A 15770-nucleotide genomic window follows, 5' to 3' on the forward strand; every position below is an offset into this window, starting at 1 on the left:
TGACGGAATTTAGGTCATTTATGGTGTTTTTTGCTAGAAACTTGGGCATATCGACTAAAAAAACATCTTTTTGGCTAAGTTTATTTTTGGTAACTAGCTATTTCTATGCTAGAATGTGCCTAGTTCTATTTGAAAGGGATGAATACATTGGGCAATATTTATTTAGATCATGCAGCGACGACGCCGATGCATCCGTTAGTAATCAAAGAAATGATGGCTATCATGGAAGGGACATTTGGCAATCCTTCGAGCATTCATGGATTTGGTCGGATGGCTCATGAAAAATTAGAAAATGCCAGACAAATCGTGGCAGATAGTTTGCACGTCCACCCGCATGAAATCATTTTTAACAGTGGCGGAACGGAAGGCGATAATACTGCGATTATTGAAACAGCATTCTCACGTCAAAATGAAGGGAAACATCTAATCACTACAGTTATTGAGCATCCAGCTGTCTTGAATACGATGAAGTATCTTGAAAAAAAGGGTTTTGAGGTTACATATCTACCAGTTGACCAAAAAGGAAATATCTCGATCGCTGATTTCCGCTCGGCTTTAAGAGAAGACACGATTCTAGTCTCGATCATGTACGGGAACAATGAAATCGGCAATTTATTACCAATCAAAGAAATCGGTGGAATTTTACGAGAACATCCAGCCTATTTCCATACGGATGCTGTTCAAGCTTATGGTAATCAAACGATTCATCCTCAAGAGTTAGGAATCGATCTTTTGAGCATATCTGGTCATAAAATCAATGGACCTAAAGGAATCGGTTTTTTATATAAAAGAGATGGCGTAAATATCCCACCTTTGCTTTTAGGTGGAGAACAAGAAGAAAAACGCCGTGCCGGTACAGAAAACTTAGCAGGGATCTGTGGCTTAGCGAAAGCGGTAGAAATATTAACGCTGGAAGAAAGAGAAGCACGTAATAAAAAATACTTGGGCTTCCAACAACTGATTTTAGATAAATTGACAGAAAATGAGATTGAATATGCGATCAATGGTGATTTGACGAATAAATTACCTCATGTACTGAATTTACGTATTCCAGGGATCGTCAACGATCTATTGTTGATGAAATTGGATCTACAAGGCTTTGCGATCTCAATCGGTTCGGCATGTACTGCTGGAAATATCGAACCTTCTCATGTACTAGAAGCCATGTATGGAAAAGGAACACCATTCTTGAAAGAATCCATCCGCATCAGTTTTGGCTATGGGAATACAGAAGAAGAAGTCCAACGATTTGCTGATGGTTTAGTCAAAGCAATCTAAGCGCTAAAAAACCTAGTAAAACGAGTTAGAAACTTTTATAATAAAGAGGAAACTAAACTTACTGAGGTGAAAAAGATGGCATTTGAACAAACAGCGTCCGTACTCGGTTCTCCAGTTAGCTACCGTTTACATCCAGATGCAAAAAGATACACATTACGCGATAATGGCTTTACAGAAACAAATGGCGGGAACTATCAATTGATTCGTCCACTTGATGCAACACCACAAAGCAAAGAAGGTTTTAAATTAAAAATCACGGTTGCAAAAGACATCAAGACAATGAAAATGTCGATCACGACAGCCAATGGTTTGCGTGCAGTCGATATTTTTAAAGATCCAAAGCAAAAAATGAGCCAAGATAAGTTTTATTTCTTGATGGATAGCATGATCAGTCGTGGACTATTTGAAAAAGTAGAAGGCTAAGCACTCATGTGACACAACAAAGAAAAACAAAAAAGTACCCAAGCACTAGAAAAACAAGTGCATGTATCGTCTTCATGTGACGGCGAGCATGCGTAACTGTCCTTCTTGCGCTTGGGTATTTTTCATTTATCGATCAGCAATCATTCAACTTTTGACCATTCATCTAATGTTTTTCCTTGGGCATCTTTTAGTTCTAACCAACTATTTGTTCCGCCATAATACAGTAATAGGCTAGCTTCATTCACGCTTTTGACGATGATGTCCTCCACAACTTTCCCATCTTTGATCTGCTCTTGGTAGTCAGCCCGCATCTTATCTCCATATTTCGCGGCATAACTAACCGAACCGTCTTTATTCAAAGGGGCATCAAGTAATAACGTAGCGCCAGCTTTGATCAACATCTCATTGCGACTGATCCAGTAAAGTGTTGCCTTGCTACCACGAAATTCCACAGTAAAAGGAATCTCGCTGATTTGTTTCGTCCACCGATGACGCGCTTTGGCAGGTTTCTTTTTCGTTGCAGTAAGCGGAGCAAATCCGTAGCCAAACGAGGATAACACAGTCGTTACTTTTTCGATCGTCGGGGCTAATTTTTTGGTTGCTTCAACTGGGATTTTTTCTTTGAAATCTTTGTCTTTTTCTAATGTCAGCCCAACTTCGGCGGCTTGATTATTCATTAGATACATAAAATAATCGGCTTCAAGATCCCATGGTAAATGGATAGTGATGACTTGGTCAAAGGATTTTGGGCGGATCTTTGTACCAATTGCCAGACACTTTTTATCTAAGTAATAAAGATAAAAGGAATTTTCTATTTCTTTTACTGGCTTTGAACAAATAGAGAGTTGGATTTGTTCTTTCTCCAATTGGATCTGTGTTTCAGAAGCAGTGATCGTGGTGTGAAAACTAACCTTAGGCATAGGTGTATCCTCCCGTTTTTTTCTACAGTGTACCATGTTTTTCAAGCAATAATAAAATAATCATAATTATAAAAAAATATGAGATAAATGAATGGTAAAATACAGAAAGAATACAAAATTAGGAGGCGTTATGCAGAAATACTGGAAAAAGAATATTAATTTATTTTTGATGGGACAATTTTTATCAGGAATCACAAGTATGGTCGTTCAATATGCTATTATTTGGTATTTGACGCAAGAAACAGGTTCTGCGACTATTTTAAGTTTTGCCACATTATTAGGAATGTTGCCGATGGTTCTATTAAGTCCGTTTGTTGGGCCGCTGATCGATCGCTGGGATAAGAAAAAATTATTGATTTATACGGATATCATTGTTGCGATCTTTGCACTTATTTTATCCATTGTAGGAACGGTGATGTCGACCTTGCCGCTCTGGTTAGTGTTTGTTTCTTTATTTATTCGCTCGGTCGCACAGACATTCCAAATGCCGACGATCCAATCAATTTTACCAACAATGGTTCCAGAAGAAGAATTAACAAGGATCAATGGGCGATTGGGGATGGTGCAATCAGCGAATTATATCGTTGCTCCTGGACTAGGTGCTTTTTTATTTGCTGCGGTACCCATGAATGCTTTGATTCTTTTGGATGTATTAGGTGCCATTCTTGGTGTGGGATTGTTGATTCTTGTGGTAATTCCCAAGATGGACATCCAGGGAGAAGCGGTTCATTTGTTAGCTGATACTAAATTTGGAGTAAAGAAACTATATGAGAAGCGAGGGGTGTGGCATATCATGATCAATGGGGCAGTTTTCATGTTGTTGTTCATGCCTGCCGCAAGCTTATATCCCCTGATGACCATAGGCTATTTTAAAGGCACAGTTGGACAAGCGGGGTTGATCGAAGTCATTTACGCCGTTGGGATGTTAATAGGAGGCGCAATCATTGGTTTTTCTGGCCATTTTAAGAATCGGATGCAGGTAGTCATTCTTTCTTATATTGTCATGGGTCTGTCGATTGGTGCTAGTGGATTGTTGCCAGCAACCTCACAAGGATTTATTTACTTTGTTCTGTTGAATGCCATTGCCGGCTTGGCTACGCCTTACTACAATACATTAGTCATGGCGATGATCCAACAAAGTTTTGAGCCAAGTATTTTAGGAAGAGTATTGGGCGTGTTCAATTCGCTGATGTCTCTCCCTGGTCCAATCGGTTTGATCTTTGCCGGGCCACTAGCAGATGCCATTGGCGTTGAGAAACTATTTGTGATTGCCGGTGTCGGTACATTACTTTGTGCAATTGCACTGTACATGGTTCCTTCAGCTAGAAACTACGATTTAGAATTACAAAGTAAACATAGCTAAGAAAAAGCAATAAATTTCTTTTTTGAAAATAGGCATTGATTGCCTATTTTTTTTGTTTTCACATACGATATTTATATAGGAGAGTGAGCTTAGATGAATTATTTTATCAGTGATATGCATTTTTTCCATGAACGGTTGCTCGGTAATAGTGATTTTTCGCCGAGACCATTTAAAAATGTTGCCCACATGCACCATCAACTGATCACTAGTTGGAATGCAGTCGTAAAGGAATCCGACCATGTTTATCATCTAGGAGACCTCGCGATGCACCCTAAGTATGAAAAAGGTAGCGCAGAAATTCTTTCCTTAGTCAAAGAACTGAATGGCACGATCCACTTTATCAAAGGGAATCATGACAGTCGGGCCTTTTTCAACTATTTGAAACAACATGATCCGTGGAAAAATGAAGGAAAGCAAAAGTTTCACTTTTATGATGTAGGTGTCATCATAAAATTCAATCATCAGCAATACTATTTGACCCATTATCCATTGTTGCTCGGAGGCAATGATAAAATACGCAATCTTCATGGCCATATCCATCATTATAGCGTACCCATCGGCAACGACGTCAATGTAGGCGTAGACGCACCAGAGCGAGAACTGTTGGCAAAATCATTACCTTTTGGCACTCCCTTATCTGAAAATAATATTGAAGAAATCTATCAGAAAAAACAAGCAGAATTGGAACGTTTGAAGAAAATGTAACCGCAAGTACGAGATCGTAGTAAAAGCATTCAGTCGATAGATAGTTGAAAAAGCATTCAAATACTACTCGTAAGGGGAGTACTTGAATGCTTTTTATTGTCGGTAGATGAGTTAGTTAAAGAAATGTTACTTATTCTATATAATACAGTTCACCCATTTTCCTTGATCATTCAGCCCTTTACCCACGGAAGCAGTATCATCATTCAAACGTTTAAGATCATTCGTGATATTTGTTGAGTAGACGATAAGGACCTCTTCTTTTGTATATTGATTCAACCAGTCGATCGCGTAATCCACCGATTGGTTGACGCCGATATGATAGTAATAATTTTGGTAAATCGTTTTGGCTTCATCGGTCATTGTAAAGTCATAGTTCAAGCCATAACCGTTCCTCTGAGAAGCAGGGGTTGTGAAAGAGCCATGGAATCGTAGATAAGTAGCGGAACGATAGGTACCATTTTCTAGCTTGATCAAGGCATGGAAATTATTAAAGAAGTAATACCAAGTCGGACGGTTCTTCGTGTAGGATACGTCATAATTCAATGGATTCGGATAGGCTAGATCATAATTTTCATAGACACTTAAATTCTCCGTGTAATCAAATGTTCGTTGAGTAAATGCTGGAGAAGTATGTACTACTTGACTAACTAAATAGCCATATGAAGGATGTGCTTTTTGATCAATTTTTGAATAAGTCGGATTATAGCGTAGGTGATTACTATCCGTCGTGATATCTTTTGAGTAAACAATATCAAAGCTACACTGAGTATAGAGATTGATCCAATTCATCACGTAATTTGGGATATCCGCAAGTTCAATACCATTAGGTACAACAGGGATATTTTTATCTGCGTATTTTTGCTTCGCTTCATCAGTCAAAGCGAAATTGATGAATAAATCTAATTGTGCAACAACATTTCCACTGGCGTTACGACCGAGTGTAAGGGATTTGTTGGTGTAGGGACGTTGGTTGTTTTGGTCGATTGCTAAGAAATGATAGTCGTTTTCAAGGTAATAGAGGTTAGAGTTTCTACTGAAAATAAAATCTTCACCTTCCATTGGGGAACCTCCTCCCGCCCAAGTGATATTCTTTGTATAATCATTGTATTCAGGGAACGAAGGACTGATTTTTTCCAGTTTATCGGAGCGCCAGATATCGTTAGGTGTAATCGTTGGCGATTCAAACGGATCATCTTTAGACTCAAGATCAATCCCTTGGAAATTTGGGTCATCTCCAGGCGTCAGGTCATCAATGTTGCCATCAGGTGTAGCGTTCATGTAAGCAGCCCATACGAGCATGGAACAATACCATGTAGATCGGCTAGAGGAGCGGTTGCGATGATTATCATGATCATCAAGATCATGTAAGGCATAACCTTTTCCTAGTTGTGATTCCATAAATCTTACGGCAGCTTGTTTTTGTAAAACTGTTGCTTCAGGTACTCGTAGGATGGAGGCATTGGTATAATCAAAGCGTTCGTCATCTAATACTCCGTAGACAACGCCATCACTTTTGACACCGAAGTTTCCTTTTGTCGCTTCAATTGTTCGAATATATGTAAAGGTTTCTTCTTTTCCATTGATTATATATGTTTCTTCAACAATATCATCGACAATCATGACATGATGAAGGTATCTTATGAGAATATCAGCTCTGTTTACCTCAAAAATAACATCTCCAGGCTGGACCGTATTTAACAAGTCATAAGTACCATATTCCGGCTTCTTTTCAAAAGTAATATTATCTAAAGAATTTCCAATATTGAAGGACCATAGTGGTGGAATTTTGGCTAACCTTTCTGCTTCCTCGGTTAAATACGTGTCATTGATGGAATGTGCATATTCTTTTAAGTGATCCTCATCTAAATAAGGTGTCTGGTTGTAGTAATCAGCTGAAAATTCCTCAAATGTCCGCCTAATGGAAGCGTATTCATTTTCGAAAAATTCATAATAATCCTCTAAAGACTGATAAGATTCCGCTTCGGCAAGTACCTGCATATTTGAGAATTGAAGTGAAACGATTAATAAAAAAGTTGTGAAAAAGAGTTTGATCTTCATGATATTTTCTCCTTGATTTTATGATAAAATAATAACATATGAAAATTTATAAAAACACCTATTTTTTATTTTTTTATGTTTTTTTTATATGAATTTATGGGAAAAATATCTAATTATATTGTTTATTAAAAGTTGATGTGGTTTTTTTATTATTGATTTGTAAGTTTGTTGATTTATTTTAAAGTTATTTTATCTTTTATTTTAAATAACTGTTTATCGGTTTTTTTGTTCACCGTAAATTATTTATTCGCCCCGCATCTTCATATCAGATATTTAATCCAGTTTTTAACGAGGGTTCTATAGGTTGTAAGAGATCAACGAATAAAAATAAGCTGAATCAGCGAATAGCGTTACCTAAAATTTTTAGAAGAAAGGAAGATTAGATGAACGGTTATAAAATCGGGTTAATTATTTCTATGATTTTATCGATCTTATGTTTATTGGGAATACTCATAGATTATAGAGGGTATGTTGGTTTTATTTTGTCATTTGTAATCATAATTCCTGGCTTTTTGGGAGTTTATTTTACTACAAAAACTACCATGAAAAAGTACTTAGAGTGGACTCTGTTAGTTGTGAATTATTTATTTGCGACTACGCTTAGTGGTTGGTATTTTATTCAGTTTATTTTACATTTATGCAAGTAATGTATGATACATATCAAAAAATGGGAAAAGGAGGAAATATAATGACTCAAAATAAAAAGTATTTAATTCTATCATTTGTCTTTTTAGGTCTGTCATGTCTGCTTGCTAGGCATTATTTTTTACCCTATATGCAATACCCTCTTATATTTCGAAGAATCATTATTATCGGCTGTTGGATACTAAGCGGATTTAGTTTATTTTTTTGTCGAGGAATCAGGAATAAACTTCTGAAAGTGATTGTCATTGGCATCAACATTTTCTGTATCTATGGTTGGTGGATTTTTTATTGATTGTTAAGTTCTATCAAGTAAACTGGTCATCCGAACAACAATAACTTAAATGAAATTATGAGAGGATATAGTTATGAACGGTTATAAAATCGGGTTAATTGTTTCTATGATTTTATCGATCTTATGTTTATTGGGAATAATCATAGATTACGGAGGATATATCGGCTTCATTTTGGTGTTTGTGATCATTATCCCAGGACTTACGGGAATTCATTTTACCACAAAAATCACTATGAGAAGGTACTTGAAATGGTCTCTGTTAGTCGTGAATTACTTATTTGCGACTACGCTCACCATATGGGATTTGGTCTATGTTTTCTTACAATTTTTTATAAATAAAAAGGACCAGATGTATCAATAAAAGTATTGAGAGAAGGAGAAAAAAATGGTTCGAAATAAAAAATATTGGATTTTGTCGTGTGTATTATTGATACTCTCATGTCTACTTGCTAGACATTATTTTTTATCCTATAGACTATATCCACTTGTATATCAAAGAATGATTGTCTACGGTTGTTGGCTACTAAGTGGATTTAGTTTATTTTTTTGTCGGGCGATTAATAATAAATTTCTGAAGAGTATTGTCATTGGAATCAACATTTTCTGTATTTATGGTTGGTGGTTTATATATGATTTTTGAAAATACAGATATTCATAAGTTTAAAGGAGAATAAGATGACGAATAACCAATTCATATTATCTATAGCAATGTTTTTTTCGATGAGTTGTTTTGTTGGAGGAATCATTTCAGGAGAGAGTGCTCTACGAATTATTTTGTTTTTCATGATGACTTTTCCAAGTCTGCTAGGACTTTATTTTTCCACTAAAGTGGAACTTCGACATTATAAATGGTTGCTTATTTCTTTGAATTACTTTTTTGCTACATTTATAATTATTGGACAATTCATTCAATTAATTGTTTTAACTTTGAACAAAAAATAGAGGTAAGTATTATTTGAAAGGGAGATTGAAATGAAAAGTACATACAAAAGATATTGTTCATTGATTGTTTTACTATTATCCATCAGTGTGATTACGTTCAGCCTGGTTCAAGGAGGATGATATAGTATTGAATTGCGAGTAATATTGACATCGATTTGTTGGCTACTTAGTAGTATAAGTTTATTTTTTTCAAGGTTCATTGAAAGTAAAGCCTTAAAAAACTTAGTCATTTTTTTGAACTTTAGCTGTATTTACGGTTGGTTATTTTCCTTTAGTTAAGTCTCTATTTATTTATGAAATGAACATTAACTGTAAATAGAAAAAAACGCCATCACGCTACAATAAATAAAAGTTGAATAGGAGATCACCATGAAATTCCATAAAACAGGATTCAGTTTGTCGATGCTGTTGTCTACCTTCTTTATGATAGGGAGCTTTCTATATCGAGAAGATCAACTTTCAAGTTTTGCATTTGTCCTGTACATGGTAATTCCTGGACTTATGGGGATTTATTTTACGAACTGTCTTACGATGGGTAAATATCAGAAAGGATTTCTCTTAGTCGTAAATTATGGATTTGCGACCGCTATGAGTTTGATGCGTGTGATTGAGTTTATTTCTAGTAAGCTATGATCGTAATCGTTGAAAAAAGGAGTGAGTGGAATGTTTGTAAAAAAAGTATGCCGAATAAATATATTTCGTTCTATCTATTGGCGCTTTGTTTTCTATTGGGAAGTTTAGTTTTTGTTTTCAAATTTTTTTGGTTATTTGGAACAGTCCAATATTCTTGGTGGAACATCAGTGGAATCAGTTTGTTTTATTCAACTAGAATCCCCTCAGCATTCTTAAAAAGGTGCTCATTGGCATTCATCTTGTTTTGATGTACGGTATTGTACTTGGAACTTTATTAGGTTTTGTCAGCTTTAGTAAGGTGGAGTATTTATTATTCCCTGTTGCGTACGTATGGATTGTGGGCGCGCTTCATGAGTTAGAGAGAAAGAAAGCATTCTTTATCATGGGCTGGGTCATCCCGATGTCTATTTCTACACTCGCATTTATTTATGTGCATTATTTGATTATTTTTCAAAGTCATTCCTTCGAAAGTTATTATTTGATTCCTTTACTGCTGTTGATGGTGATCTCTGGATTGATTAGATTATACGCCGTACCAAAGCTTGAAACTAGCCGGCGAAAGTTTTACTTATTGCTTATCAACTATTTGTGTTCTACATATTTCAATGTTGTGCTGTTACTTTTGTTTTTGGTGAATGTAGTAAGAAACTAAATCACGAATAAGACTCATCTCATAGCAAAGTTTTGGTATCTGAAAAGTACAGAATGAGCTAACTAAAAAACGTCGCTTTTTTAAATTGATTATTTAGGGGTGAAATTTTCAGAAAGATGACGTATAATGTAAAATACTGAAAAGTTGCGACCTTCAACTCGTAGATGTTTCAGAATCTAATTGAAATGATGGTGATACCATGACAGACAACAGCAAAACACGCGTTGTCGTTGGGATGAGTGGCGGTGTTGACTCATCTGTAACAGCACTTTTGTTAAAGGAACAAGGCTATGATGTAATCGGGATCTTTATGAAAAACTGGGATGATACAGATGAAAATGGCGTCTGTACGGCGACGGAAGATTATAAGGATGTAGCGAAAGTCGCTGCCCAAATCGGGATTCCTTATTACTCAGTCAATTTTGAAAAAGAATATTGGGACCGTGTGTTTGAATATTTCTTAGCAGAATATCGTGCGGGGCGTACCCCGAATCCAGATGTAATGTGCAATAAGGAAATCAAATTTAAAGCATTCTTAGACTATGCAATGGACTTAGGAGCGGAATATGTTGCTACAGGCCATTATGCGCAAGTCACACGTGATGAAAATGGCGTGTCACATATGTTGCGTGGGGTAGATAATAACAAAGACCAAACGTATTTCCTTAGCCAATTGTCACAAGAACAGTTAGCAAAAACGATGTTTCCGTTAGGCGGTATGGAAAAATCAGAAGTACGTGCGATTGCGGAACGTGCCGGTTTAGCGACTGCGAAGAAAAAAGACTCAACTGGTATCTGTTTTATCGGCGAAAAGAATTTCAAACAATTTTTAAGTAACTATTTACCAGCTAAAAAAGGCAATATGGTGACCCTTGATGGTGAAGTCAAAGGCGAACACGCTGGTTTGATGTACTACACGATTGGACAACGCCAAGGCTTAGGTATCGGTGGCGGTGGCGATTCACAAGAACCTTGGTTCGTGGTGGGGAAAGATCTTGCGACGAATACATTATATGTTGGGCAAGGTTTCCACCACCCTGCATTGTATGCAACCAGTTTGGATGCAAGCGAAATCCATTTTACAACGAATGAACCAATGCCAAAAGAATTCAAATGTACAGCGAAATTCCGATACCGCCAACAAGATGTACCGGTAACTGTACGCTTATTAGAAAATGATCGGGCGGAAGTCATTTTTGACGAACCTGTACGTGCAATCACACCCGGACAAGCCGTTGTTTTTTATGACGGAATGGAATGTTTAGGTGGCGGATTGATTGATCATGCGTATCAAGAATCAAAAGTTTTGCAATACGTCTAACATAATCTAAAAAAGCCGCAGGATTTTTTTACGAATCCTGTGGCTTTTTTGCTATTTATTGGCGAAAGCATGACCATTGCTTGTTTCTTCCTGCTTATGGATCTCCTTCGTATTATGGCGAACCAGTACAAAGTTTGCTAGTACAAGTAAGGATGTGGATAAAAAGACCCCACGATAACCGAAAATACTTGAAACGCTTGAACCAATCAATGGACCAACGACATTTCCAGTGGCTTGGAAGGATTGATTATAACTAAATATTCTTCCGGCAGCTTGTGGGGGAGAGTATTTAGTGATCAATGCTTGCACCGCTGGAAGGAGGCAAGCGTCGGAGATCCCGATCAAAAATCGTAGTCCTGCAAGTTGCCATACATTCGTTACGAAAGCCATTGGGATATAGACGATCAAGGCGAAGCCTAATCCGATGGCTAAGATTCGTTCACTTCCGATTTTATCACCTAAGCGTCCGAAACGAGGAGCGGCTATCAGGGTGGCAATCCCGGGAATAGACGCAATGATTCCGCTGATCAACGTGACGTTGCCGTGTCCATGTAATAATTGCCGGATATATAAACTAATGATCGGGCTGATTGAATTATTTGATGCTTGAATGATCATTGTCGTAATAAACATGCCGATGACAACATGTGGGTATTTCAGGTCACGGAAAATTTGTTTAGCAGAAACCAACTCGCCTTTTTCTACAGGAACAAATTGTTCATGGACAAAAAATAAGCTGAGTAAGAAAACGAAGAACAAAATTGTTCCAGTGATAAAGAAGGTGGGGCGATACCCAAAAGCGGAAGCAGAGAGTCCGCCGAGTAGAGGACCAAGCAATGTTCCGGTCACAGAGCCAGTCGCCAAAGTACCAAGTACTTGGCCACTTTTTTCTCGCGGGGTGCCAGTAGCGACTAAAGCTGTTGCATTACTGATATAACCGGAAAAAATCCCTTGTAATAGTCGTAATGCGACTAATTGATACACGCTTGTTACTAGACCCATCAATGAAATCACTACCGCCATCCCTAGTGAAGCGCGTAACAACATCAATTTTCGGCCTTTTTGATCGGCAAGGCGACCCCACCATGGAGAGATCAATGTCGTCACAAGGAATGTCGAGGAGAAGGTCAAGCCACTCCAAAAGTTCAATTGTGACGTACTGTAATTTCCTAACGTATCTATGTAAAGGGACATAAAAGGCATTACAAGACTAAAGCCAATGCCAGCCATAAATGTGCCAAACCATAAAACCACTAGATTTTTCTCCCAAGGTTCTCTTTTTCTGAATACAGCATCCTTTACTTTTGAAACCACAATAAAGCCTTCTTTCTGAAAATTTTCATCTACAATTATTTATTATAAACTACAATGTGTAGTTTATCAACAACAAGTCTTTTTTCTCTTTGTCTTTCATGGTAAACTAAAGGGGATTGAGTTTATTCCATAAGAGGGGAAATCAAATGAAAAAACGAACGCTGTCACAAGAGAAAATCATCGACTGCTTTCGAGAATTGGCAGAAGAGATGACTGTACAGCAAATCACTTTCCAACACTTAGCTAAAGCTTTGAATATCAAATCACCGTCGCTTTATAACCACTTCAAAAATATTCGAGAAGTAAAAACGGCATTGACTGCGAAACTTTTAACGGAGTTAAATGATCAATTACGTCGAGTGTTAGTTGGGAAAAGTAGGGGAGAAGCGATACAAGCATACGCGCAAACTTATCAGTTATTTGCTTTTCAAAATCAAGCAGTCTATGAACTGTTGATCAGTGTACCGCATACAAATGAAGAAATTTTATTAGAGGGAATACATGAAACAAACCAAATTATTTTGCAAATATTTGACGCTTTTTCTTTGTCGAAAGAAGAGAAGGTCCATCGAAGTCGAGAACTGCGCAGCATGATTCATGGCTATCTTTCATTACGTTTTTTAGGGTATTTTACCAATGAACCGAATGTTTCTCCAGAAGAAAGTTATGTCTGGATGATCGACGACTTTATTGCAACTTTACCAATAAAATAAAAGGCATCATTTCAATGAATTTTCTGATCATTCATAAAAAGCCCCTTTTAAGCAAAATTTCTTGCAACTTTCTTGGAAAGTGACTAATATGTTTTTAAGATGACCTGAGAAAAGGAGCGCATGTATGTATCAAGTAATTACAATGTTCGGTGATAATGAGCCTTGGTGGTTCTTTGAGGATTGGCAAGAAGATATTCAAATGGAGGAAACTTTCTCCTCTTTTGAAGAAGCGCAACAAAACTATGAAGAAAAATGGCTAGCCATTAAAGACAACTATGAGTATATCCACGCCAAAAATAATTTTCTTAGCGCTTTTTGGAATGATGGCGATGAGCGCTGGTGTGAAGAATGCGATGATGATTTGCAGCAATACAAAGGACTGGCTTTGCTGAAGGATTATCAGCCGATCACCATGGAAAGCAGAAAGGATTTTTATGAAACAACTAATTCTAGCGGAAAAGCCAAGCGTTGCGAAAGACCTAAGCAAGGTGCTTGGTGCTAATCAAAAACACAAAAATTACTACGAAGGACCTAAGGTGATCGTGACTTGGGCCCTTGGTCATTTATTAGGTCTAAAGATGCCAGAAGATCTGAATAAGGAATGGCAAAGCTGGCAGATGGAAACATTGCCGATGATCCCGAAAAAACTAGGGATCAAACCATTACCAAAAACTGGTCATCAATTGAAAGCTATCAAGCAATTGGCTAGTCGTAAAGATGTCTCAGAAGCAGTGATCGCCACAGATGCCGGACGTGAAGGAGAACTCGTTGCACGTTGGATCTTGGAATACGTTCATTTCAATAGGCCGGTGAAACGTTTGTGGATCTCCTCACAAACAGATAAAGCAATCAAGACAGGTTTCAACCAATTGAAACCAGCTAAAAGCTATGATGCGCTTTATGAGTCTGCTTTGGCTAGGGCAAAAGCAGATTGGTTGGTTGGGTTGAATGTGACACGTGCGCTGACAGTAAAATATCAAGACAATTTATCAGCGGGTCGGGTACAAACTCCAACCTTAGCTTTAGTGCGTAATCAAGAAAAGAAAATCGAGTCGTTCCGACCACAAACGTATTTTACGATTTCATTGACAGTCGGCAATGAACAAGCAAAAATGGTCCAAAAAAACCAGTTTGCTTTGAAATCCCATGAAGAAGCCCAAGCGTTTGTTAAAACCCTTAGTCAGAGTAAGGGAACAGTAGTCAACATTGAAGAAAAAACAAAGACAGAAAAAGCGCCACTGCCTTATGATCTAACGGAGATCCAACGCGAAGCCAACCAACGTTATGGCTATTCTGCAAAGAAAACGTTAGGTCTTGTTCAAAGTTTATACGAAACGCACAAGATCGTCACCTATCCACGAACAGATAGTAAATATTTGACGAATGATATGAAAAGCACGATGAAAGAACGACTTCAAGCCATCAGCGATTTTGCACCAGAAGTCAAAACTTATTTGAAAAATGGGGCAGTGGTTCGTCAAACGAGTGTCTTCCAAGATAGTAAAGTAACAGATCACCATGCCTTGTTGCCGACGGAAAATCGTCCACGCTATGAGAAACTAAGCAACGAAGAACAAAAAATCTATCAAATGATCGTGACACGTTTCTTAGGCTTGTTTGCAGAACCACATAAAATCAGTCAAACAAAAATCACTGTCGTATTTGGTAACGAACAATTTGTTTTTCGCCAAAACCGGGTGTTGGAAGCTGGCTGGAAAACGTCTGCGGAAAGTCATGTGGATTCGTTTGACTGGAAAAAAGACATGCGCATCCAACCTGATTTTACAATCAAAAAAGAATTGTCGGCACCGCCGAAACCTTTGACGGAAGCAAGTTTGTTAGGCTTAATGGAAAAACACAGTTTAGGCACGCCTGCGACTCGTGCGGAGATCATTGAAAAATTGATCAAATCCGAATTAATGGAACGCACACCCCAAGGTTTACAAGTCTCGCCGAAAGGCAAGCAGTTGTTAGAACTGGTCAATCCATCACTTGTGACACCAGATTTGACTGAAAGTTGGGAAAGAGATTTAGAAGCGATCGCGCTTGGGAAAAAACAAGCGAATGTCTTTTTGCAATCCATCGAAAAAGAAACGAAGCGACTTGTCCAAGAAATCAAAACAAGTAAACAACAATATCAAGATTTTTCGATTACACAAAAGAAATGTCCGGATTGTGGCTCGAATCTCCGTGAGAAGAACACGAAAGATGGCAAAATCTATGTGTGTACAAACCAAGATTGTAACTATCGCCGTCGCAAAGATCCGAAAGTCTCCAACCATCGTTGTCCGCAATGTCATCGCAAAATGGAGATCATTGAAGGCAAGAACGGGGCTTACTTCCGTTGTAAATTTGATGGGACGACAGAGAAAATGCTAGGGAAAAAAGAGCAGAAGAAAAAAATGACGAAACATGAAGAACGTCGCTTGATGAAGAAATATTCTCAAGCAGAAGAACCGGAAGAAAGCCCACTAGCAGCAGCCTTAAAAGCTGCGATGAAAGATCATTGAG

The 15770-nt window shown here is 37.7% G+C and carries 12 protein-coding genes; 9 read left to right on the forward strand and 3 right to left on the reverse strand.

The window, feature by feature from the left end; all coding sequences use genetic code 11:
• Window positions 1-147: 147 nt before the first annotated feature.
• Together CYK55_RS03210 and CYK55_RS03215 are read left to right on the forward strand one after the other, a co-directional pair.
• Window positions 148-1278, forward strand: coding sequence for a cysteine desulfurase family protein (locus tag CYK55_RS03210; RefSeq protein WP_080693158.1), 1131 nt, complete (start codon window positions 148-150; stop codon window positions 1276-1278).
• Window positions 1279-1353: 75 nt separating this feature from the next.
• Window positions 1354-1701, forward strand: a complete 348-nt coding sequence (locus CYK55_RS03215) for a DUF1831 domain-containing protein (protein ID WP_010736189.1) — start codon at window positions 1354-1356, stop codon at window positions 1699-1701.
• A 140-nt stretch (window positions 1702-1841) separates the two neighbouring features.
• Here CYK55_RS03215 and CYK55_RS03220 read toward each other — a convergent pair whose 3' ends face one another.
• Window positions 1842-2621, reverse strand: coding sequence for a hypothetical protein (locus CYK55_RS03220; RefSeq protein WP_126133937.1), 780 nt, complete (start codon window positions 2619-2621; stop codon window positions 1842-1844).
• Between the two features lie 91 nt (window positions 2622-2712).
• Between CYK55_RS03220 and CYK55_RS03225 the strand changes: the two genes are divergently transcribed.
• Both CYK55_RS03225 and CYK55_RS03230 read left to right on the forward strand, forming a co-directional pair.
• Window positions 2713-3984, forward strand: coding sequence for an MFS transporter (locus CYK55_RS03225; protein ID WP_277600568.1), 1272 nt, complete (start codon window positions 2713-2715; stop codon window positions 3982-3984).
• Between the two features lie 93 nt (window positions 3985-4077).
• Entirely contained in the window at window positions 4078-4689 is a 612-nt protein-coding gene (locus tag CYK55_RS03230; protein WP_126133939.1) for a metallophosphoesterase, read from the forward strand.
• Window positions 4690-4824: 135 nt separating this feature from the next.
• Here CYK55_RS03230 and CYK55_RS03235 read toward each other — a convergent pair whose 3' ends face one another.
• Window positions 4825-6747: a hypothetical protein gene (locus CYK55_RS03235; RefSeq protein ID WP_126133940.1), complete on the reverse strand. Its 1923-nt coding sequence runs from the start codon at window positions 6745-6747 to the stop codon at window positions 4825-4827.
• Between the two features lie 2248 nt (window positions 6748-8995).
• Here CYK55_RS03235 and CYK55_RS03265 point away from each other — a divergent pair.
• Window positions 8996-9259 (forward strand): hypothetical protein, encoded by a 264-nt coding sequence (locus CYK55_RS03265; protein ID WP_034688928.1) that lies wholly within the window; start codon window positions 8996-8998, stop codon window positions 9257-9259.
• 851 nt (window positions 9260-10110) lie between these two features.
• Window positions 10111-11232 (forward strand): tRNA 2-thiouridine(34) synthase MnmA, encoded by a 1122-nt coding sequence (gene mnmA, locus CYK55_RS03275; RefSeq protein WP_126133943.1) that lies wholly within the window; start codon window positions 10111-10113, stop codon window positions 11230-11232.
• Window positions 11233-11283: 51 nt separating this feature from the next.
• Here mnmA and CYK55_RS03280 read toward each other — a convergent pair whose 3' ends face one another.
• Complete coding sequence (locus CYK55_RS03280) at window positions 11284-12546, reverse strand: multidrug efflux MFS transporter (RefSeq protein ID WP_034688926.1); 1263 nt, start codon at window positions 12544-12546, stop codon at window positions 11284-11286.
• A gap of 146 nt (window positions 12547-12692) precedes the next feature.
• On the opposite strand from CYK55_RS03280, the gene CYK55_RS03285 reads away from it, so the two are divergent.
• From CYK55_RS03285 to CYK55_RS03295, 3 genes are all read left to right on the forward strand, one after another.
• The gene (locus CYK55_RS03285; RefSeq protein WP_034688924.1) at window positions 12693-13259 is read left to right on the forward strand and encodes a TetR/AcrR family transcriptional regulator; all 567 of its coding nucleotides are present in this window, start codon (window positions 12693-12695) and stop codon (window positions 13257-13259) included.
• A gap of 124 nt (window positions 13260-13383) precedes the next feature.
• Window positions 13384-13761 (forward strand): DUF1033 family protein, encoded by a 378-nt coding sequence (locus CYK55_RS03290; RefSeq protein ID WP_034688922.1) that lies wholly within the window; start codon window positions 13384-13386, stop codon window positions 13759-13761.
• Window positions 13694-15769, forward strand: coding sequence for a DNA topoisomerase III (locus tag CYK55_RS03295; RefSeq protein WP_126133944.1), 2076 nt, complete (start codon window positions 13694-13696; stop codon window positions 15767-15769). Before CYK55_RS03290 ends, CYK55_RS03295 begins: the two co-directional genes overlap by 68 nt.
• Window position 15770: the final 1 nt, after the last annotated feature.

The organism is Enterococcus mundtii (assembly GCF_003957375.1).
GTDB classification, from domain to species: Bacteria; Bacillota; Bacilli; order Lactobacillales; family Enterococcaceae; genus Enterococcus_B; species Enterococcus_B spodopteracolus.